We start from the raw sequence: 18,612 nt of genomic DNA on the forward strand, positions 1-18,612 counted from the left end.
TGATGCTGATAATCTTGTTGACTAACAGTCTTAACTCACAAGCACCCACACGAATTGCTTGATTCAATTGTTAAAGAGCGGTAGGTTGATTCTTTCGTCTCAACCGAGGCGCGCATTCTACGCTAGCCTCACATCCTGTCAAGCGTTTATTTTGAAGTATTTAGCCAGAAACCTGAACAACTTCAAACACTTGACTCGCTTCGATCACTCGTCAGCGGGAGGCGAATTCTACAGCGTTTCAAACCGCTGTCAACTGCCTTTTTCACCGCTTCCGACCTTGACGATCGAAACCCTTCCGAACCTTCTGAAACGGCCAACTCATTGATTAACAAAGAGTTTATCGTTTCGGCTGCGCCGGAAGTGGGGCGAATTATAGACACTTGAAGTTCGCCGTCAAGCCCTTGTTTCGGATTATTCGTTTTTTAGCGTAATGCGGGCAAAAGCCTTCTTCCCGGCCTGCACTATATGGGTCGCACCCAGTGTGAAGACGAATGCCCGATCTACCACGACGCCATCGACACGAACACTTCCGGCATTAAGTAGATCGCGAGCGCCCGCGGCGTTCTTGACCATCCCTGCTTTATTAAGGATAGCGGCAATGGGCATATCTTCCGCGCCTGCGATATCCATTTCCGGCAGATCCTCCGGCAACTCGCCCTCCTTCATGCGATTGCCCGCAGCCTTGTGCGCGCTTTGGGCGGCTTCCTCGCCATGGAATCGCGCGACGATTTCTTCGGCGAGCTTGATCTTGATGTCACGAGGATTGGCGCCGGCCTCCACGTCAGCCTTGAACACTTCGATTTCGTCCATGCTGCGGAAGCTGAGCAGTTCGAAGTAACGCCACATCAACGCATCCGGAATGGAGACCAGCTTACTGTACATGATGCCGGGCGCTTCCTGGATGCCGACGTAGTTACCCAGCGACTTGGACATCTTCTTCACGCCGTCCAGGCCTTCCAGCAACGGCAGGGTGACGATGCACTGAGCTTCCTGACCATAGGCGCGCTGCAGCTCGCGCCCCATCAACAAGTTGAATTTCTGGTCGGTACCGCCCAGCTCGACGTCTGCGCGCAGGGCGACGGAGTCATAACCCTGAACCAGTGGATAGAGGAACTCGTGGATGGCGATCGGCTGGTTGCTGGTGTAGCGCTTGCTGAAATCGTCACGCTCGAGCATGCGCGCCACGGTGTACTGCGAAGCCAGGCGAATGAAATCGGCCGGGCTGAGGACGTCCATCCAGGTCGAGTTGAACGCCACCTCGGTTTTGGCCGGGTCAAGGATCTTGAACACCTGGGCCTTGTAGGTTTCGGCATTCTCGAGCACCTGCTCACGGGTCAAGGGCGGGCGCGTGGCGCTCTTGCCACTGGGATCACCGATGGAGCCTGTGAAGTCACCTATAAGGAAGATGACCTGGTGACCCAGCTCCTGGAACTGCCGAAGCTTGTTGATCAGCACCGTGTGACCCAGGTGCAGATCCGGAGCGGTGGGGTCGAAGCCTGCCTTGATACGCAGCGGCTGACCGCGCTTGAGCTTCTCGACCAGTTCGGATTCGACAAGCACCTCTTCCGTGCCGCGCTTGATCAGCGCCAGCTGCTCTTCAACAGACTTCATATAGGTCCTACAACGCTCGGATTCAAAGGGCCCAACGATACAAGATCACGGGTCAAATACAAGGCGCGAGCACAGATGTGACTCATTGGCGCCAAGCAAACGTCTGCGAGCTTGCTTTAGAGGGGTTTTGGTTATATTTTATACAGTTATTTCATCTTCATCATGTCATTCATCTCATCTTTCCATCTTCAAAAGTCAAAAAATCACCTATGACCAAGCAACCGCCTAAAGCGCCGCCGCTTTATCCGAAGAGCCACCTTGTGGCTGCCAGCGGCATAGCCGCCCTCCTCAGCCTTGCCTTGCTGGTATTCCCCTCCAGTGATGTGGAAGCAAAGCGCACCACCATGAGCCTGGAAATGCCGGCTCCCGCAGAACAGCTCAAGGACGCCGAACAGGACACTCCGGTAGCCCCGATCGCCGAGCAGGCTGCTCCCGCGCCATTCGCCCAGATCGAGACCAGCGATTCGATAGACACCGAGCAGGCTGCACAGCCAGCTGCGCCGGCTACTCCTCAGGTAGCTGCGACCAAGGAAACGACTGTCGCCAAGGACGTCGCAGCGGTCAAGAAAGAGCCTTCGCACCGTCAAGTCGTTGTGGCCAAGGGCGACACGCTCTCCACGCTGTTCGAAAAGGTTGGCCTGCCAGCTTCCACCGCCGCCCAAGTGGTAGGCACTGACAAGAAGGCCAAGCAGTTCACCCAGCTCAAGCGTGGGCAACTGCTGGAGTTCGAGCTGTCGCCGGAAGGCGATCTGCTCGGCCTGCACAGCAAAGTCAGCGAGCTGGACACCATCCGCCTGACCAAGGCCGGCAATGGTTTCGCATTCGAGCGTGAAACCAGCAAGCCAGTGACGCGCGAAGCCTATGCGCACGGAGTCATCAAGAACTCCCTGTCGCAATCTGCGGCGCGCGCGGGTCTGTCCCACAGCCAGACCATGGACATGGCCAGCATTTTCGGCTACGACGTGGACTTCGCTCAGGATATTCGCCAGGGCGATGAGTTCGATATCGTCTACGAGCAGCGGGTGCTCAACGGCAAGGTGATCGGCACTGGCGGCATCCTGGCCGCGCGCTTTACCAACCGCGGCAAGACCTATACCGCAGTCCGGTACACCAACAAGCAAGGCAACAGCAACTACTACACCGCCGATGGCAACAGCATGCGCAAGGCGTTCATTCGTACCCCGGTGGACTTCGCCCGCATCAGCTCGCGCTTCTCGATGGGCCGCAAGCATCCGATCCTGAACAAGATTCGCGCGCACAAGGGTGTCGATTATGCAGCGCCGCGGGGCACGCCGATCAAGGCTGCCGGCGACGGCAAGGTGACACTGGCCGGCCGCCGCGGTGGCTACGGCAATACTGTGATCATCCAGCACGGCAACAGCTACACCACGCTGTACGGGCATATGCAGGGCTTTGCCAAGGGCATCAAGACCGGCGGCAGCGTCAAGCAGGGCCAGGTGATCGGCTACATCGGCACCACCGGTTTGTCCACGGGCCCGCACCTGCACTACGAGTTCCAGGTCAATGGTGTCCATGTTGACCCACTGGGTCAGAAGCTGCCGATGGCCGACCCGATTGCCAAGGCCGAAAAACAGCGTTTCAACCAGCTGAGCCAGCCATTAATGGCGAAGATGGACGCCGAGCGGACGACGCTGTTGGCGAGCAAGCGCTGAGTCATGACTTACTACCTGGGGGTAATGTCCGGCACCAGCCTGGACGGGCTGGACATTGCCCTGATCGAGCAGGACCGCTCGACCCGGCTGGTCGCGACACACTACGTGCCTATGCCCGAAGCGCTGCGCCAGCAACTGCTGGAACTGTGCGCCAGCGGTCCGGATGAGATTGCCCGGGCCGCTCTGGCGGAAAACCAGTGGGTCGCGTTGGCGGCTGATGGCATATCGGCCTTGCTCACCGCACAGCAACTTGCCCCTGCAGACATCCGTGCCATCGGCAGCCACGGCCAGACCGTTCGCCACGAGCCTGCCCGTGGCTTCACCGTGCAGATTGGCAACCCTGCCCTGCTGGCAGAACTGACCCAGATCACCGTGGTAGGCGATTTTCGCCGCCGCGATGTCGCAGCCGGTGGTCAAGGTGCTCCCCTGGTGCCGGCTTTCCACGAGGCCCTGTTCGGCGCCGAAGGCGAGGCGCGTGCGGTGCTCAACGTGGGTGGTTTCAGCAACCTCAGCCTGATTGGCGGGAATACGCCGGTCAGCGGTTTCGATTGCGGACCTGGCAATGTGCTGATGGATGCCTGGATTCAGCTCAAGCGCGGCCTGGACTATGACCAGGGTGGCGCCTGGGCAGCAACCGGCACGCTCCAGCCGCATTTGCTCGGCGCGCTGCTGGGCGACCCGTTCTTCGCTGGCAGCGGGCCGAAAAGCACGGGCCGTGAGGTGTTCAATCTGGGGTGGCTGCAGCGACACCTGGAGACGCTGCCCGCGCTCGCCGATGCCGACGTTCAGGCAACGCTTCTCGAGCTGACCGCGCAGAGCATCGTGCAGTCGCTGCGTGTCGCCCAGCCGACCACCCATGCGCTGCTGGTCTGTGGCGGCGGCGCGCACAACCAGACGCTGATGACGCGCCTGCAAGCCTTGTTGCCAGACACTCAGGTGGCCAGTACGGCGAAAGCCGGTGTCGACCCGGACTGGGTCGAGGCAATGGCGTTCGCCTGGCTGGCCGATTGCTGCCTGCAGGGCATAGCCGCCAATCGGCCGAGCGTGACTGGCGCACGCGGCCTGCGAGTACTGGGCGCTATATACCCGGCTTGAAGCCTGACGCCTGAAACGAAAACGCCGCGCAGATGCGCGGCGTTTTTGTTGGCGCTGGATCAGATCGAGAAGGACTGACCGCAACCGCAAGTGGTGCTGGCGTTCGGGTTGTTGATGACGAACCGCGAACCTTCCAGACCTTCCTGGTAATCCACCTGCGCGCCGGCCAGGTACTGGAAGCTCATGGGATCGACCACCAGGCTGACGCCTTCGCGCTCGACGATGGTGTCGTCTTCGGCAACGTCTTCATCGAAGGTGAAGCCATACTGGAAGCCCGAGCAGCCGCCACCGGTGACGAAGACGCGCAGCTTGAGGCGATCATTACCCTCTTCATCGACCAGGTTCTTGACCTTGATGGCGGCCCCTTGGGTGAATTGCAAAGCCATGGGGGTAAAGGATTCGACGCTCATGTAGAAGTTCTCCCGGCGTACGCCGTCATAATGCTCAATGGCGGCATTATCCGCTTCTCCTACGAAAATGGTCAAGAATTAGCCAGTGGCAAACGCAAAGAGGCCCGCAAGCGGGCCTCTGGAAACCGCTGCGGCAAGCGTCAGGGCAGCATGCCGGCGTGAGACAGACCGAAGCGCTCGTCCAGGCCGAACAGGATGTTCATGTTCTGTACGGCCTGGCCCGACGCCCCCTTGACCAGGTTGTCGATGACCGAAAGCACGACGACCAGATCACCGTCCTGTGGGCGATGCACGGCGATCCGGCAGACATTGGCGCCGCGTACGCTGCGGGTCTCGGGGTGGCTGCCGGCCGGCATGACATCGACGAACGGCTCGTCGGCATAACGCGCCTCGTACAACGCCTGCAGATCGACCGATTTGTCGACGACGGTGGCGTACAGCGTGGAGTGAATGCCACGGATCATTGGAGTGAGATGGGGAACGAAGGTCAGGCCCACTTCGCCGCCAGCCGCGCGACGCAGGCCCTGGGTTATTTCAGGCAGATGGCGATGCCCCTTGACTGCGTAGGCCTTCATGCTTTCACCCGCCTCGCAGAACAACGAGCCTACGCTGGCGCCACGACCCGCGCCGCTGACACCCGACTTGCAGTCGGCGATCAGACGCGTGTTGTCGGCCAGGCCGGCCTCGAGCAGCGGCAGGAAACCCAACTGGGTGGCCGTGGGATAGCAACCCGGCACGGCGATCAGACGCGCCTGACGGATCTGCTCGCGGTTGACCTCGGGCAAGCCGTAGACAGCGTCGACCAGCAGCTCGGGTGCACCATGGGGCTGGCCGTACCATTTGGCCCATTCATCGGCATCCTGCAGACGGAAGTCGGCGGACAGGTCGATGATCTTGGTTCCCGCCGCGAGCAGCTCACCGGCCAGGGCATGGGCGACGCCATGGGGCGTGGCGAAGAACACCACGTCGCAAGCACCCAACGTCTTGATGTCAGGGACGCTGAACGCCAGGCCGTCGTAGTGGCCTCGCAGGTTGGGGTACAGGTCGGCAACGGGCAGGCCAGCCTCGGATCGGGAGGTAATGACCTCTACCTGCGCCTGCGGATGCTGCGCCAGCAGACGCAGTAGTTCGACCCCGGTATAACCCGTGCCGCCGACGATACCGACCTTGACCATAAAATGCCCTCTTCACGATGCGACTGGAAAGCCTTCGATGATAGGGGGCCTGCGTCTGTGTAACAACCGTTGAGATGACGTGAGCGCTGGCAGACTCTACTATCGACGCTACCGTGAACCTGGGAATAACTGGAAATGCTTTATCTATGGATCAAGGCCCTGCACATCGTCAGCGTTGTCTGCTGGTTTGCCGGGTTGTTCTACCTGCCGCGCCTGTTCGTCTACCACGCCCAGAGCGAGGACACCGTCAGCCGCGAACGCTTCGCCGTCATGGAGCGCAAGCTGTACCGCGGGATCATGACGCCGGCGATGATCGCCACGTTCATCTTCGGCATCTGGCTGATCGCGCTGTCGCCGGGCTGGATGAGCCAGGGGTGGATGCATGCCAAGCTGACCCTGGTCATCTTGTTGACCGGCTATCACCACGTATGCGGCGCGCAGATGAAGCGTTTCGCGCGGGGCGAAAACAAGCGTAGCCATGTGTTTTTCCGCTGGTTCAACGAAATTCCGGTGCTGGTGCTGCTGGCCGTGGTGATTCTGGTGGTGGTCAAGCCATTCTGATCCTGCGCACAAGCAACGCGCTCAAAGCCGGTGCGCCCTGTAGACTGTCCATATGAAATCGCGCCAGCTTGCCTGGCGCGGGTATGGAGAATTCGATGACCCGTTATGCCATGATCACAGGCGCGTCGGCAGGCCTGGGCCTGGCCATGGCCGAAGCCCTGGCCAGGCGCGGACGCAGCCTGCTGCTGGTGGCGCGCCACCGTGACCCGCTGGAAATCATTGCCGCTGAACTGACCCAGCGCTTTGGTGTGGAAGTACTGTTTCGTGCCTGTGACCTCGGCGAGCCATTGCGGCTATCCGGCTTCCTGCTGGAGCTCGAGGAAAGCGAACGTCAGATCGACCTGCTGGTGAACTGTGCCGCCGTGCGCTCCCATGGGCACTTTCTTGCCCAGGACTGGAGCCAGGAACAGGACCTGATCGAACTGAACATTCTGGCCCTGACCCGCCTCTGCCATGCCCTGGGCAACGCCATGGCCGTGCAGGGCGGTGGGCAGATTCTCAATGTAGCCTCGCTGGCCGCGTTTCAACCCGGCCCATGGATGAGCAGCTATGCGGCCAGCAAGGCCTATGTCCTGCATTTTTCCGAAGGGTTGCGCGAGGAACTCAAGCAGACCGGGGTGAGGGTCTCGGTGCTGTGTCCGGGCCCCGTACGCGCAAGCCAACGGCGAATTCCGCGCCTGGCGGGCAGCTCGCTGGTGCTGGACGCCGAGCAGGTCGCCTTGCAGACCGTGCGCGCGCTCGCCCGCGATCGCGCGGTGATCGTACCCGGACGGCGCAATGGCTGGCTGGCAAGGGCTCCACGCCTGTTCCCGCGCTGGCTGACGCGGAGATTGGCCGGGTGGATCAACAAGGCCTATGCCCCGCATTGAAGCAGGCAACACTGGGCGCTGGACGCAAGCCTCAGTACACTGACCCTTCGACCGCCATGGAGATGCATTGTGGATACTCTGTTTACCAAGATCATCAACCGGGAGATTCCGGCCAGGATCATCTACGAGGACGACCAGGTGTTGGCCTTCCACGATATTGCGCCCCAGGCTCCGGTGCATTTCCTGGTCATCCCGAAAAAGGCCATTCGTACGCTCAACGACCTGACCGAAGACGACAAGGGCCTGGCAGGACACATTCTGTTCACCGCCCAGCGCCTGGCCAAGGAGCTGGGTTGCGAAGAAGGTTTCCGGGTGGTGATGAACTGCAACGAACTGGGCGGTCAGACCGTCTACCACATACACATGCATGTGCTGGGGCAGCGCCAGATGAACTGGCCGCCCGGCTGACCGGCATTCATTCGAGCCGCAGCCCAGTGCTGCGCGCTCGTGCGCCAACATGCAGGCAAGATTTCAACGGAGGTGCCCATGGCTACCCAGCGTCACTACTCGCCGATTGACCGATTGTTGCTGCAGGCCGACACGGCCATGCGCACCCTGCTGCCGTTCAGCGGCCATCCGTCGCGACCGTCGCCGGCCGTCGTCCAGCCCGAGGTGACGATGGACAAGCAACAGAGCCGGCACGTGGCCGGACTGATGCGCATCAATCACACCGGTGAGGTCTGCGCACAGGCACTGTACCAAGGCCAGGCACTGACCGCGAAGCTGCCCCAGGTGCGCAAGGCCATGGAGCATGCAGCAGAAGAGGAAGTGGATCACCTGGCCTGGTGCGAGCAGCGCATTCGTCAATTGGGCAGCCATACCAGTGTGCTCAATCCGCTGTTCTATGGGATGTCGTTCGGTATCGGTGCAGCCGCAGGGATTATCAGTGACCGTGTGAGCCTGGGCTTCGTGGCAGCCACCGAGCACCAGGTGGTCAAGCACCTCGACGAGCATCTGCTGCAACTGCCTGCCGAGGACGTGAAATCGCGGGCGATCCTGGCGCAGATGCGCAGTGATGAGCAGGCCCACGCCGAATCGGCGCTCGACGCCGGCGGAGCCAGGTTTCCGGCACCGATACGCTTTGGCATGAGTTTGCTGGCCAAGGTCATGACCAAGAGCACCTATCGCATCTGAATGCGTGTGAGGCATGCAGAAAGGGCGCTCGTTGAGCGCCCTTTTTCATTCATCCCAGCTCGACGATCTCGTAGTCATGGGTGATCTCGACGCCGGCGCGTCCCAGCATGATGGATGCCGAGCAGTACTTCTCTGCCGAGAGTTCCACCGCACGCTTGACCTGGGCCTCTTTCAAGCCGCGGCCCTTGACCACGAAATGCAGGTGGATCTTGGTGAAGACCTTGGGGTCTTCGCTGGCGCGTTCGGCTTCCAGAAAGGCCTCGCAGCTTTCGATGGGTTGCCGCGATTTCTTGAGGATGCTGACCACGTCATAGTTGCTGCAGCCGCCCAGGCCCAGCAGCAACATTTCCATGGGGCGCACGCCCAGGTTGCGACCGCCGCTTTCGGGAGGCCCGTCCATGACCACGACATGGCCGCTGCCTGACTCGCCCAGAAACATGGCCTCGCCGGCCCATTGAATACGCGCCTTCATCTTTCCGGACTCCCGTGTTCATAAAGCGGGTGAGCTTAACACAGCGCAGTTGTAACGATTGATGAGGCAGGATCGGCCGAACCGCCTGCCTCCCCGTCTAAATGGCGTGTGACTCTAGAGTGTGTCTGATAAGCTGACGCCAATGTACTGGCGTATCGCCGTGATTCATGCAGATAGATTGCCCTTTCCGGAACCAAGTCATGACCGCTGCCGCGCACAAGATCAAGAACCTCGAGAAGCTGCTCGCACACGGTCAGCGTTATCGGTTCGCCGCCAAGACCACCTTGATCGCCGCAGGTGCGCGTGACGACTCGCTTTCGTTGATTCTCAAAGGTTCGGCGACGGTGGTGATCGAGGCGGAGGAAGGTCGGGAGCTGGTGATTGCCTACCTCAACGTTGGCGATTTCTTCGGCGAGCTGGGCCTGTTTCAGACTGCAAGCGGCACACAGGCACACAACGCATGGGTACGCGCCAAGACCGAATGCGAAGTGGTGCAGATCAGCTATGCCGCGTTTCGCGAATTGGCCCAGCAGGAGCCGGAGATGCTCTACGCGGTGGGTGGACAGATGGCGCAACGTCTGCGCGACACCACGCGCAAGGTCGGCGACCTGGCGTTCTTCGATGTCACCGGACGGGTTGCCCGCTGCCTGCTCGACCTGTGCAAGCAGCCCGACGCCATGACCCACCCCGATGGCATGCAGATCAAGATCACCCGGCAGGAAATCGGGCGTATCGTGGGTTGTTCACGGGAGATGGTCGGTCGCGTGCTCAAGGATCTTGAAGAGCGCAGCGTGGTCCATGTCAAAGGCAAGACCATGGTGGTGTTCGGCACGCGCTGAGCGCAAGGCAGCCTCCACGCTCGGGCAGCGTTCAAGCCAACGCCGACAGCATCCGCGTATAGACGGCGTGCAGCTCGTCGATCAGGTCAGGGGCGGGATGACGCTCATGCAGCGCGATATGGCTGTCGGCCTTGACCCGCTGTTCCAGACCACATTGCCGATTGAACAGATTGACCGCTGCTGCCATGGATTCACGCTCGTCATCCATCAGCATCGCCCCGTGCACCAACACCACCGGACGTGTGCTGCTCAAGCCCTGGCGCCAACGCTGCGCCGTGCCGACCCATTTGCGGCCGTCGAGATTGACGTTGAAACGGCCATCGCAAAAAGCCCCTTCTATTTCACCCAACGACGCACTGCCACCCAGTCGTTCGAGGGCATCGAGCAACGGCTGGCACAGGCGGCGGTAAGCCGTTTCGATACGGTGCTGGTCGCCCTCAGGCTGCGGAGCGACATACACCAACGCGACGTTGATGGTGGATGACGACTGCGGCACCGGTTCGCCGCCGGTTTCGCGCAGCAGCACTGGCCAGCCGCTGGCGGCCGAGGCGAGGCTGGCCTCCTGGAAACCATCGAGGCGGCTCATGCGTCGTGGCATCACCAGTGTGCGATCCGTCGGGCACCAGAACAGCAAACCCCAGGGTTGTTCGCCTTTGCAGACAGCGCCGAGCAGATCCTGCTCGGCGCGCAAACCCTGTTCCGTAGGCAAATGCACAAGCATTGACTGAGACTCATGAGGTGGAGGCCAAGGCGGCCGTTGGATCAGGGGAAGAACAACCGCTGCAGCTCCAGGCCTGGATCTTCGGCGCGCATGAATGCTTCGCCGACCAGGAAGGAATAGACCCCGTTGATTTCCATCAACTGGACATCGGCGCGGTTGAAAATTCCGCTCTCGGTGATCACCAGGCGATCACGTGGAATGCGTGGAAGCAGATCCAGGGTGGTTTCCAGGCTGACGTCGAAGGTGTGCAGGTTGCGGTTGTTGACCCCGACCAGCGGTGTGTCCAAGGTGTTCAGCGCGCGCTCCAGCTCATCGCCGTCGTGCACTTCGACCAGTACGTCAAGGCCGAGCCCTTTGGCCACTGCGGCAAGTTCAGCCATTTGCGCATCCTGCAGTGCCGAGACGATCAGCAGGATACAGTCGGCGCCCAGTGCCCGTGCCTCGATCACCTGATAGGGATCGATCATGAAGTCCTTGCGGATCACCGGCAGCTGGCAGGCGCCGCGTGCCTGTTGCAAGTACAGGTCGGCGCCCTGGAAAAAGTCGATGTCGGTCAGCACCGACAGGCAGGTAGCCCCGCCCTTCTCGTAGCTGCGGGCGATGTCGGCCGGAACGAAGTGTTCGCGGATGACGCCCTTGCTTGGCGAAGCTTTCTTGACCTCGGCGATCACGGCTGGCCGCTTCGAAGCAGCCTGGGTGATCAAGGCCTGGGCAAACCCGCGCGGCGCGTCGGCCGCGGCGGCAAGACGCTCAAGCTCGGCGAGGCTGACTCGCGCGCACCGCTCGGCCACTTCCTGCGTCTTGCGCGCCAGTATGTTTTCCAGCACGGTGGGCACGCTCATGCTTCGTTCTCCTGCTTGAATACCGCGGTAAAGGCACCCAGTTCTTCGAGCTTTTCGCGGGCCAGCCCGGTATGCAATGCATCGTGAGCCATGGCCACGCCCTCTTTCAGGCTGCTCGCTACATCGGCAGCGTACAGTGCGGCGCCGGCGTTGAGCACGATCATTTCGGCCGCTTTCTCGCCCTGCTCGGTCTTGCGCCGACCCAAGGCGTCGCGGATCAATTCGAGCGAGGCTGCCGGGCTGTCGACCACCAGGCCATGCAAGCTCTGGCTCTTGATGCCGAAGTCTTCGGGCTCGACCCAATATTCGCTGACCTCGCCATTCTTGAGCTCGGCAACGAAGGTCGGCGCGGCAAGGCTGAATTCGTCCAGGCCATCGCGCGAATGCACCACCAGTACATGCTTGCTGCCCAGGCGCGCGAGCACTTCGGCCAGCGGTCGGCACAAGGCCTGGGTGAACACACCCACCACCTGATGCTTGACGCCGGCCGGGTTGGTCAGCGGGCCGAGCATGTTGAACAGGGTCCGCAGGCCCAGGTCGCGGCGCGGGATGGCCGCGTGCTTCATGGCACTGTGATGGGCCTGGGCGAACATGAAGCCGATGCCGACGCTGTCGATGCAGCGGGCGACCTGCTGTGCGTCCAGGTTGAGGTAGACGCCGGCAGCTTCGAGCAGGTCGGCGCTGCCGCTCTTGCCGGACACCGCGCGGTTGCCATGCTTGGCCACCGTGCAGCCGGCTGCCGCGACGACCAATGCCGAGGCGGTGGACACGTTGAAGATGTTGGCGCCGTCGCCACCGGTGCCGACGATGTCGACCACTTTGTCCAGGGTTCGCAGTTCGACCTTGCTGGCGAGTTCGCGCATTGCCGTCACGGCGCCGACGATCTCGTCGATGGTTTCGCTTTTCATGCGCATGCCCATCATGAAGGCGCCGATCTGCGCTTCGCTGCACTGGCCGGTCATGATGTCGAGCATCACCGCGCGCATTTCCTCGGTGGTGAGGTCCAGCTGGCTGACGATACGTGTCAGCGCGCTCTTGATATCCATGGGTATTCCTTAGCCCTGGCGGCTGCCGCCGGTCTGCTTGAGAAAGTTGGCGAACAGCTCGTGGCCTTGCTCGGTCAGGATCGATTCGGGGTGGAACTGCACGCCTTCGACATTCAGGGTCTTGTGCCGCAGGCCCATGATTTCGTCCACAGTGCCGTCTTCGTGGGTGGTCCAGGCCGTGAGCTCCAGGCACTCGGGCAAGGTCTGCGCCCTCACGACCAAAGAGTGGTAGCGGGTGACCGTCAGCGGATGGTTGAGACCTTCGAACACGCCCAGGTCGGTGTGGGTGATCGGGCTGGTCTTGCCGTGCATGACCTGACGGGCGCGGACCACGTCGCCACCGAAAGCCTGGCCGATGGACTGGTGGCCCAGGCAGACGCCGAGGATCGGCAGCTTGCCGGCAAAATGCCGGATCACGTCGAGGGAAACACCGGCTTCGTTGGGGGTGCAGGGACCGGGCGACACGACGATGCGCTCAGGTGCCAAGGCTTCGATCTGGGCGATGCTGAGTTCATCGTTGCGGATGACTTTGACGTCGGCGCCCAGTTCGCCCAGGTACTGCACGACGTTGTAGGTAAAGGAGTCGTAATTGTCGATCATGAGCAACATGGTGCTTAACCTCTCGAATCTGCTGACGGACCACCGGCTCGCTGGAACCGGTGGACACTGGCTTGCCGGGTCCGGAATCAGTCTGGCGACTGCTCGGCCAGGGCCACGGCCTTGAACATGGCGCGACGCTTGTTCAGCGTCTCTTCCCATTCCAGCGCAGGCACCGAGTCGGCGACGATGCCGCCGCCGGCCTGCACGTGCAGCTCACCGTTCTTGATGACCGCGGTACGAATGGCGATCGCGGTGTCCATGTTGCCGTTCCAGGCGAAGTAGCCGACCGCGCCGCCGTAGACACCGCGCTTGACCGGCTCCAGCTCGTCGATGATTTCCATGGCGCGGATCTTCGGCGCGCCGGACAAGGTGCCCGCCGGCAGAATGGCGCGCAGGGCGTCCATCGCGGTCAGGCCCTGCTTGAGGTGGCCGGTCACGTTGGACACGATGTGCATCACGTTGGAGTAACGCTCGATGACCATCTTTTCGGTCAGCTTCACCGAGCCGACTTCCGATACCCGGCCCACGTCGTTGCGGCCCAGGTCGATCAACATCAAGTGCTCGGCGATCTCCTTGTCGTCGGACAGCAGGTCGACTTCAAGCGCATGGTCGGCTTCTTCGGTAGCACCACGTGGGCGCGTTCCGGCAATCGGGCGTACGGTGATCAGGTCGTCCTCGACACGCACCAGTACTTCGGGTGAGCTGCCGACCACATGGAAGTCGCCGAAATTGAAAAAGTACATGTAGGGCGTCGGGTTGAAGCAGCGCAGTGCGCGGTACAGGTCGATCGGCGCGGCCTTGAAGTCGATGGACATGCGCTGCGACGGCACCACCTGCATGACATCGCCCGCCAGGATGTACTCCTTGATGGTGTCGACGGCGCCTTCGTAGTCGGACTGGGTGAAACTTGAACGAAACACCGGATCGCTGGCCTGCGGACGGTTGAAATCCAGACCGCGGCGCGGAGCGATGGGCTGGCGCAGTCGCTCCATCAAGGTTTCGAGCTGGCTGCGGGCCTGTTCGTAGGCGTCGGCCTGGGCCGGATCGGCGAGGACGATGGCGTGCATCTTGCCCGCCAGGTTGTCGAACACCACCACGGCGTCGGACACCATCAGCAGGATGTCCGGAACCCCCAGCGGATCGGGGTTGGGGCACGGGCCCAGGCGTTTTTCAACGTAGCGCACGCAGTCGTAGCCGAAGTAACCGACCAGGCCACCGTTGAAGCGTGGCAGACCGGCAATGCTCGGCACGTTGTAGCGTGCCTTGAAAGCTTCGACGAAGGCCAACGGGTCTTCGACTTCGCATGCTTCGATTTCGACGCCGTCGCAGGTCACGCTGGCGTGGTAGCCATGGACGCGCAGGACGGTGCGGCACGGCAGGCCGATGATCGAGTAACGGCCCCACTTCTCGCCGCCCTGCACAGATTCCAGCAGATAGGAATTGGGCTGGTCGGCCAGCTTCAGGTAGATGGACAGGGGGGTGTCGAAGTCGGCCAGGGTTTCGTGGGCCATCGGAATGCGGTTGTAGCCTTCGGCAGCCAGGCGCAGGAAGTCTTCGCGGGTCATGATTCAGCCTCGTGATGGAGGGGTCGAACGGTCTGTGGGCAAACATTGGAACGGAAAAGTCAGGCGCGCCAACGCCAGCGGGCCAGGGCCTTGATGACTTTCATCCAGAGTTTGCGAGTGACCACCACGATGGAATCTCTATGAGCGGGGGAGTTGCCGTTGGCCAACGTTATCCCAGTGGCCGGATCGAAGCAACCAGGCATCAGCGCGCGCAGATCGTCGATCACCAGCGCCGGTGATTCCTCGGCGATCGGACGCCCGTGATTGTAGCCGTAGCTGAGCGCAATACAGGTCACGCCGGCAGCCTTGGCCGCCTGCACGTCGCTGCGTGAATCGCCGACAAACAAGGAATGCTGCGCCTTGACCTTGGCCATTTTCATGACGAAAAACAGGGCAGCCGGATCGGGCTTCTGCTGGGGCAGCGTGTCGCCGCCAATGATCCACTTGAAATAGCGGCCCAGGCCCATCTGGTCCAGCAAGGGGGCGACGAAGCGCTCCGGCTTGTTGGTGATCAGCGCCATCTTCACGCGTTTCTTGTGCAGCCATTTCAGTGTTTCGTGCACGCCTGGGTAGACCTGGGTCAAGGCATGGCTGGACGCATAGGCCGCCGAGAAAAGCTCGAGGGCGTGCGCGGTTTCCGCCTCGCCCACGTGCTGGTGCTCGAGGCCACCCGCGAGCGCCCGGCGAACCAGCACGCGGGCACCGTTGCCAACCCATTCGCGGACAGCTTCGAGCCCCGCCGGCGCGCGACCCAGCTGGGCCAGCATGGTGTCGACGGCGGCGGCCAGATCGGGTACGGAGTCCACCAGCGTGCCGTCCAGGTCGAACATCACCAGCCGTGGCAGGCCGCCGGGAAACAGCCGCTCCATGGCACTCATGAACGAGCCAGCGTCAATTCCGTGCGCATTTGCTCGATCACATGCCGGTAGTCCGGCGCGTTGAAGATGGCCGAGCCGGCAACGAAAGTGTCGGCCCCGGCTGCGGCGATCTCGCGGATGTTGGCGACGTTGACGCCACCGTCGATCTCCAGGCGGATATCGCGGCCGCTGGCGTCGATCAGGGCGCGGGCTTCGCGCAGCTTGTTCAGCGTACCGGGAATGAACTTCTGGCCGCCGAAGCCGGGGTTGACGCTCATCAGGAGGATCATGTCGACCTTGTCCATGACGTATTCGAGCAGGTTTAGCGGTGTGGCCGGGTTGAATACCAGACCGGCCTTGCAGCCGCCCTCGCGGATCAATTGCAGCGAGCGGTCGATGTGCTGGGTCGCCTCGGGGTGGAAGGTGATGTAGCTGGCACCTGCCTCGATGAAGTCGCCGATGATGCGGTCGACCGGGCTGACCATCAGGTGCACATCGATGGGCGCGCTGACGCCGTATTTGCGCAGCGCCGCACACACCATCGGACCGATGGTGAGGTTGGGGACATAGTGGTTGTCCATCACGTCGAAGTGGACGATATCGGCGCCAGCGGCGAGTACGTTATCGACTTCTTCGCCCAGGCGGGCGAAGTCCGCGGAGAGGATGGACGGGGCAATTGCGAAGGGCTGCATGGCGCACCTATTCAGGCTGGAATCACAGTGGCGCGCATTGTAGCTCAGGCGGCATGAGCGGGCGAATTGCGCTGGAGCAGATCAGGATTCGCTGTGGTTTGTCAGGGACACCAGGGTGAGCCTTTCGCGGCCGATGACCGCTCCTACGGAGGCCTTTACCGGGCTGGACGACATCGCATGGTCTTTGTCCGGTTGTCGTAGGAGCGGTCTGTGGCCGCGAAAAGGACGACGCGGTTTGCCTGGGACAACGGGGTGGGCCTTTCGCGGCCGATGACCGCTCCTACGGGATGTGAGGAGTGCTCATCGGGTGCGTTAATGGACGGCGGCGGTGCGCAGCTTTTCGCCGCGGCCGCGCAGCCATTCCAGTACCAGCAGCAGCAACACCGAGAAGACGATCAGCAGGGTGGCCGCGGCGGCGATGGTCGGGCTGAGGTTCTCGCGGATGCCGCTGAACATCTGCCGAGGCAAGGTGGCCTGCTCCGGCCCGGCCAGGAACAGGGTCACCACCACTTCATCGAACGAGGTGGCGAAGGCGAACAGCGCGCCGGAAATCACCCCCGGTGCAATCAGCGGCAGGGTCACCCGACGGAACGTGGTCAGCGGCGAAGCGCCAAGGCTGGCCGCCGCCCGTACCAGGTTGTGGTTGAAACCCTGCAACGTCGCCGACACCGTGATGATCACGAACGGTACACCCAGCACCGCGTGCACCACGATCAGCGAGAGAAAGCTGTTGCCCATCCCCAGCGGCGCGAAGAACAGATAACTGGCCACGCCGATGATCACCACCGGTACCACCATCGGCGAAATGACCAAGGCCATCACCAGGGACTTGCCAGGGAAGTCGCCGCGGGTCAGACCGATTGCTGCCAGGGTACCGAAGATCATCGCGACGACCGTGGCGGCCGGGGCGATGATCACGCTGTTGCGCAGCGCGCGCATCCACTCTGCCGAACCGAAGAAATCCTGGTACCAGTGCAGCGAAAAGCCCTGCAGGGGATACACCAGAAAGCTGCCGGAGTTGAACGACAGCGGAATGATCACCAGTACCGGCAGGATCAGGAACAGCAGAATCAAACCGCACAGGATGCGCAGGGTGTAGAACCACAGGCGTTCGATGGGCGACAGGTAAGGGCTCGTCATGTCAGTGTTCCTCAGCTCAGGCGCAGGCGGCTGGCGCCGACCAGCCAGCTATAGATCAGGTACAACACCACGGTGGCCAGAAGCAGCAGGCCGCCCAGCGCGGTCGCCATTCCCCAGTTGATGCTGGTGTTGGTGTAGAAGGCCACGAAGTAGCTGACCATCTGGTCGTTGGGGCTGCCCAGCAGCGCCGGAGTGATGTAATAGCCGATGGCCAGGATGAACACCAGCAGGCAGCCGGCGCCAACCCCGGCGTAGGTCTGCGGGAAGTACACCCGCCAGAAGCTGGCGAACGGATGGCAACCCAGGGAAATGGCCGCACGCATGTAAGTGGGCGAGATGCCTTTCATCACGCTGTAGATGGGCAGGATCATGAACGGCAGCAGGATGTGCACCATGGAGATGTAGACCCCGGCGCGGTTGAACACCAGCTCCAGCGGTTTATCGATGATGCCCATGGCCATCAGTGCGCTGTTGATCAGACCGCCCGATTGCAGCAGCACGATCCAGGCGGCGACGCGCACCAGGATGGACGTCCAGAACGGCAGCAGCACCAGGATCATCAGCAGATTGCTCTGCCGGGTCGGCAGGTTGGCCAGCAGATAGGCCAAGGGATAGGCCAGCGCCAGGCAGATGGCGGTGATCACCAGCCCCATCCAGAACGTGCGGGCGAAGATGTCCAGGTAGATGGCCTGGTCCGGCGTGGCGGGCGCCACCTCGCCGAGGTCGTCGATGCGGTGATCGACCGCCGCCAGTAGGTAGAACGGTGTGAGGGTACTGGTGTTGCGGCGGATCGCCTGCCAGTAGGCCGGGTCACCCCAGCGCTCGTCGAGTGCCTGCAGCGCCTCTTTGTAGGAGGCCGGTTCGGTCTTGAACGGCAGGGCACGAGCGGTTTTCGCCAGCAGGCTGCGGTAGCCGGCCAGCTCCATGTTCAGACGCTTGGACAGATCGCCCAGGCTTTGATTCTTGCGCGACTCGGCGAGGTCCTCGGCCAGTGACCGGTACACCGGTTCGTCGGGCAGGCCCTTCCCGTCCCACGCGGTCACGGCCGCCACGGTGCGCGGCATGCCTTCGACCACTTCGGGGTTGCCGACGCTTTTGTACAGGAGCGCGGCGATGGGCACCAGAAACACCAGCAGCAGGAACAGCACCAGCGGCGCAATCAACGCCTGGGCTTTCCAGCGGTTGCGCCGTTCGGCCCGGGACAGCCGCTGTTTCAAGGTGAGGCTGGCGTCCTGTTTGAGAGGCACTGCGACGGCCATGGTCAACTCCGCGAATCATTCAGGTCTAAAAAGGCGCGCCCGGCAGGCGCG

Annotated in this window: 20 protein-coding genes; 7 read left to right on the top strand and 13 right to left on the bottom strand. The window is 62.0% G+C overall.

Annotated elements, in window-relative coordinates:
- Positions 1-411: 411 nt before the first annotated feature.
- Positions 412-1,611, bottom strand: coding sequence for a tyrosine--tRNA ligase (gene tyrS / locus IFT76_RS20120; protein ID WP_192060010.1), 1,200 nt, complete (start codon positions 1,609-1,611; stop codon positions 412-414).
- 209 nt (positions 1,612-1,820) lie between these two features.
- Between tyrS and IFT76_RS20125 the strand changes: the two genes are divergently transcribed.
- Both IFT76_RS20125 and IFT76_RS20130 read left to right on the top strand, forming a co-directional pair.
- Positions 1,821-3,284 (top strand): peptidoglycan DD-metalloendopeptidase family protein, encoded by a 1,464-nt coding sequence (locus IFT76_RS20125; RefSeq protein ID WP_192060012.1) that lies wholly within the window; start codon positions 1,821-1,823, stop codon positions 3,282-3,284.
- Positions 3,285-3,287: 3 nt separating this feature from the next.
- Positions 3,288-4,379, top strand: a complete 1,092-nt coding sequence (locus IFT76_RS20130) for an anhydro-N-acetylmuramic acid kinase (RefSeq protein WP_192060014.1) — start codon at positions 3,288-3,290, stop codon at positions 4,377-4,379.
- A gap of 59 nt (positions 4,380-4,438) precedes the next feature.
- Here IFT76_RS20130 and erpA read toward each other — a convergent pair whose 3' ends face one another.
- Together erpA and argC are read right to left on the bottom strand one after the other, a co-directional pair.
- A complete protein-coding gene (gene erpA, locus IFT76_RS20135) occupies positions 4,439-4,789 on the bottom strand; it encodes an iron-sulfur cluster insertion protein ErpA (protein ID WP_122477191.1) in 351 nt (116 codons plus the stop codon).
- A gap of 140 nt (positions 4,790-4,929) precedes the next feature.
- Entirely contained in the window at positions 4,930-5,964 is a 1,035-nt protein-coding gene (argC, locus tag IFT76_RS20140; RefSeq protein ID WP_192060016.1) for an N-acetyl-gamma-glutamyl-phosphate reductase, read from the bottom strand.
- A 135-nt stretch (positions 5,965-6,099) separates the two neighbouring features.
- Between argC and hemJ the strand changes: the two genes are divergently transcribed.
- From hemJ to coq7, 4 genes are all read left to right on the top strand, one after another.
- The gene (hemJ, locus tag IFT76_RS20145; RefSeq protein ID WP_122477187.1) at positions 6,100-6,525 is read left to right on the top strand and encodes a protoporphyrinogen oxidase HemJ; all 426 of its coding nucleotides are present in this window, start codon (positions 6,100-6,102) and stop codon (positions 6,523-6,525) included.
- A 95-nt stretch (positions 6,526-6,620) separates the two neighbouring features.
- Positions 6,621-7,394: an SDR family NAD(P)-dependent oxidoreductase gene (locus IFT76_RS20150; protein ID WP_192056428.1), complete on the top strand. Its 774-nt coding sequence runs from the start codon at positions 6,621-6,623 to the stop codon at positions 7,392-7,394.
- 69 nt (positions 7,395-7,463) lie between these two features.
- Entirely contained in the window at positions 7,464-7,802 is a 339-nt protein-coding gene (locus IFT76_RS20155; protein WP_043192498.1) for a histidine triad nucleotide-binding protein, read from the top strand.
- Between the two features lie 78 nt (positions 7,803-7,880).
- Positions 7,881-8,528, top strand: a complete 648-nt coding sequence (gene coq7 / locus IFT76_RS20160) for a 2-polyprenyl-3-methyl-6-methoxy-1,4-benzoquinone monooxygenase (RefSeq protein ID WP_122714957.1) — start codon at positions 7,881-7,883, stop codon at positions 8,526-8,528.
- 49 nt (positions 8,529-8,577) lie between these two features.
- On the opposite strand, the gene IFT76_RS20165 is transcribed toward coq7, so the two are convergent.
- Positions 8,578-9,000: an OsmC family protein gene (locus IFT76_RS20165; protein WP_122477181.1), complete on the bottom strand. Its 423-nt coding sequence runs from the start codon at positions 8,998-9,000 to the stop codon at positions 8,578-8,580.
- Between the two features lie 200 nt (positions 9,001-9,200).
- On the opposite strand from IFT76_RS20165, the gene crp reads away from it, so the two are divergent.
- Positions 9,201-9,839: a cAMP-activated global transcriptional regulator CRP gene (gene crp, locus IFT76_RS20170; RefSeq protein WP_122714955.1), complete on the top strand. Its 639-nt coding sequence runs from the start codon at positions 9,201-9,203 to the stop codon at positions 9,837-9,839.
- Positions 9,840-9,870: 31 nt separating this feature from the next.
- Here the strand turns inward: crp and IFT76_RS20175 are convergent, their stop codons facing one another.
- The 9 genes from IFT76_RS20175 to IFT76_RS20215 form a co-directional block, all read right to left on the bottom strand.
- Positions 9,871-10,560: a lipoate--protein ligase family protein gene (locus IFT76_RS20175; RefSeq protein ID WP_192060018.1), complete on the bottom strand. Its 690-nt coding sequence runs from the start codon at positions 10,558-10,560 to the stop codon at positions 9,871-9,873.
- A gap of 41 nt (positions 10,561-10,601) precedes the next feature.
- Positions 10,602-11,402, bottom strand: a complete 801-nt coding sequence (gene trpC / locus IFT76_RS20180; RefSeq protein WP_192060020.1) for an indole-3-glycerol phosphate synthase TrpC — start codon at positions 11,400-11,402, stop codon at positions 10,602-10,604.
- Complete coding sequence (trpD, locus tag IFT76_RS20185) at positions 11,399-12,448, bottom strand: anthranilate phosphoribosyltransferase (protein WP_192056434.1); 1,050 nt, start codon at positions 12,446-12,448, stop codon at positions 11,399-11,401. The genes trpC and trpD overlap by 4 nt, the downstream gene beginning before the upstream one ends.
- 9 nt (positions 12,449-12,457) lie before the next feature.
- Complete coding sequence (locus tag IFT76_RS20190; RefSeq protein ID WP_192060022.1) at positions 12,458-13,057, bottom strand: aminodeoxychorismate/anthranilate synthase component II; 600 nt, start codon at positions 13,055-13,057, stop codon at positions 12,458-12,460.
- Between the two features lie 77 nt (positions 13,058-13,134).
- Positions 13,135-14,613, bottom strand: coding sequence for an anthranilate synthase component I (gene trpE / locus IFT76_RS20195; protein ID WP_192060023.1), 1,479 nt, complete (start codon positions 14,611-14,613; stop codon positions 13,135-13,137).
- 59 nt (positions 14,614-14,672) lie between these two features.
- Positions 14,673-15,491 carry a phosphoglycolate phosphatase gene (locus IFT76_RS20200; RefSeq protein WP_185795321.1) on the bottom strand — a complete coding sequence of 273 codons (819 nt, stop codon included), beginning with the start codon at positions 15,489-15,491 and terminating at the stop codon, positions 14,673-14,675.
- Positions 15,488-16,162 carry a ribulose-phosphate 3-epimerase gene (gene rpe / locus IFT76_RS20205; protein WP_122477170.1) on the bottom strand — a complete coding sequence of 225 codons (675 nt, stop codon included), beginning with the start codon at positions 16,160-16,162 and terminating at the stop codon, positions 15,488-15,490. Before rpe ends, IFT76_RS20200 begins: the two co-directional genes overlap by 4 nt.
- Positions 16,163-16,474: 312 nt before the next feature.
- A complete protein-coding gene (locus tag IFT76_RS20210; protein WP_122795540.1) occupies positions 16,475-17,302 on the bottom strand; it encodes an ABC transporter permease in 828 nt (275 codons plus the stop codon).
- A gap of 11 nt (positions 17,303-17,313) precedes the next feature.
- A complete protein-coding gene (locus tag IFT76_RS20215) occupies positions 17,314-18,561 on the bottom strand; it encodes an ABC transporter permease (protein ID WP_122477205.1) in 1,248 nt (415 codons plus the stop codon).
- Positions 18,562-18,612: the final 51 nt, after the last annotated feature.

This window comes from Pseudomonas sp. CFBP 13727 (genome assembly GCF_014841915.1).
GTDB classification, from domain to species: domain Bacteria; phylum Pseudomonadota; class Gammaproteobacteria; order Pseudomonadales; family Pseudomonadaceae; genus Aquipseudomonas; species Aquipseudomonas baltica.

Coding starts and splice junctions, on each gene's coding strand:
- tyrS (WP_192060010.1), bottom strand. CDS start 1,611: ATGAAGTCTGTTGAAGAGCAGCTGGCGCTGATCAAGCGCGGCACGGAA.
- IFT76_RS20125 (WP_192060012.1), top strand. CDS start 1,821: ATGACCAAGCAACCGCCTAAAGCGCCGCCGCTTTATCCGAAGAGCCAC.
- IFT76_RS20130 (WP_192060014.1), top strand. CDS start 3,288: ATGACTTACTACCTGGGGGTAATGTCCGGCACCAGCCTGGACGGGCTG.
- erpA (WP_122477191.1), bottom strand. CDS start 4,789: ATGAGCGTCGAATCCTTTACCCCCATGGCTTTGCAATTCACCCAAGGG.
- argC (WP_192060016.1), bottom strand. CDS start 5,964: ATGGTCAAGGTCGGTATCGTCGGCGGCACGGGTTATACCGGGGTCGAA.
- hemJ (WP_122477187.1), top strand. CDS start 6,100: ATGCTTTATCTATGGATCAAGGCCCTGCACATCGTCAGCGTTGTCTGC.
- IFT76_RS20150 (WP_192056428.1), top strand. CDS start 6,621: ATGACCCGTTATGCCATGATCACAGGCGCGTCGGCAGGCCTGGGCCTG.
- coq7 (WP_122714957.1), top strand. CDS start 7,881: ATGGCTACCCAGCGTCACTACTCGCCGATTGACCGATTGTTGCTGCAG.
- IFT76_RS20165 (WP_122477181.1), bottom strand. CDS start 9,000: ATGAAGGCGCGTATTCAATGGGCCGGCGAGGCCATGTTTCTGGGCGAG.
- crp (WP_122714955.1), top strand. CDS start 9,201: ATGACCGCTGCCGCGCACAAGATCAAGAACCTCGAGAAGCTGCTCGCA.
- IFT76_RS20175 (WP_192060018.1), bottom strand. CDS start 10,560: ATGCTTGTGCATTTGCCTACGGAACAGGGTTTGCGCGCCGAGCAGGAT.
- trpC (WP_192060020.1), bottom strand. CDS start 11,402: ATGAGCGTGCCCACCGTGCTGGAAAACATACTGGCGCGCAAGACGCAG.
- trpD (WP_192056434.1), bottom strand. CDS start 12,448: ATGGATATCAAGAGCGCGCTGACACGTATCGTCAGCCAGCTGGACCTC.
- IFT76_RS20190 (WP_192060022.1), bottom strand. CDS start 13,057: ATGTTGCTCATGATCGACAATTACGACTCCTTTACCTACAACGTCGTG.
- trpE (WP_192060023.1), bottom strand. CDS start 14,613: ATGACCCGCGAAGACTTCCTGCGCCTGGCTGCCGAAGGCTACAACCGC.
- IFT76_RS20200 (WP_185795321.1), bottom strand. CDS start 15,491: ATGAGTGCCATGGAGCGGCTGTTTCCCGGCGGCCTGCCACGGCTGGTG.
- rpe (WP_122477170.1), bottom strand. CDS start 16,162: ATGCAGCCCTTCGCAATTGCCCCGTCCATCCTCTCCGCGGACTTCGCC.
- IFT76_RS20210 (WP_122795540.1), bottom strand. CDS start 17,302: ATGACGAGCCCTTACCTGTCGCCCATCGAACGCCTGTGGTTCTACACC.
- IFT76_RS20215 (WP_122477205.1), bottom strand. CDS start 18,561: ATGGCCGTCGCAGTGCCTCTCAAACAGGACGCCAGCCTCACCTTGAAA.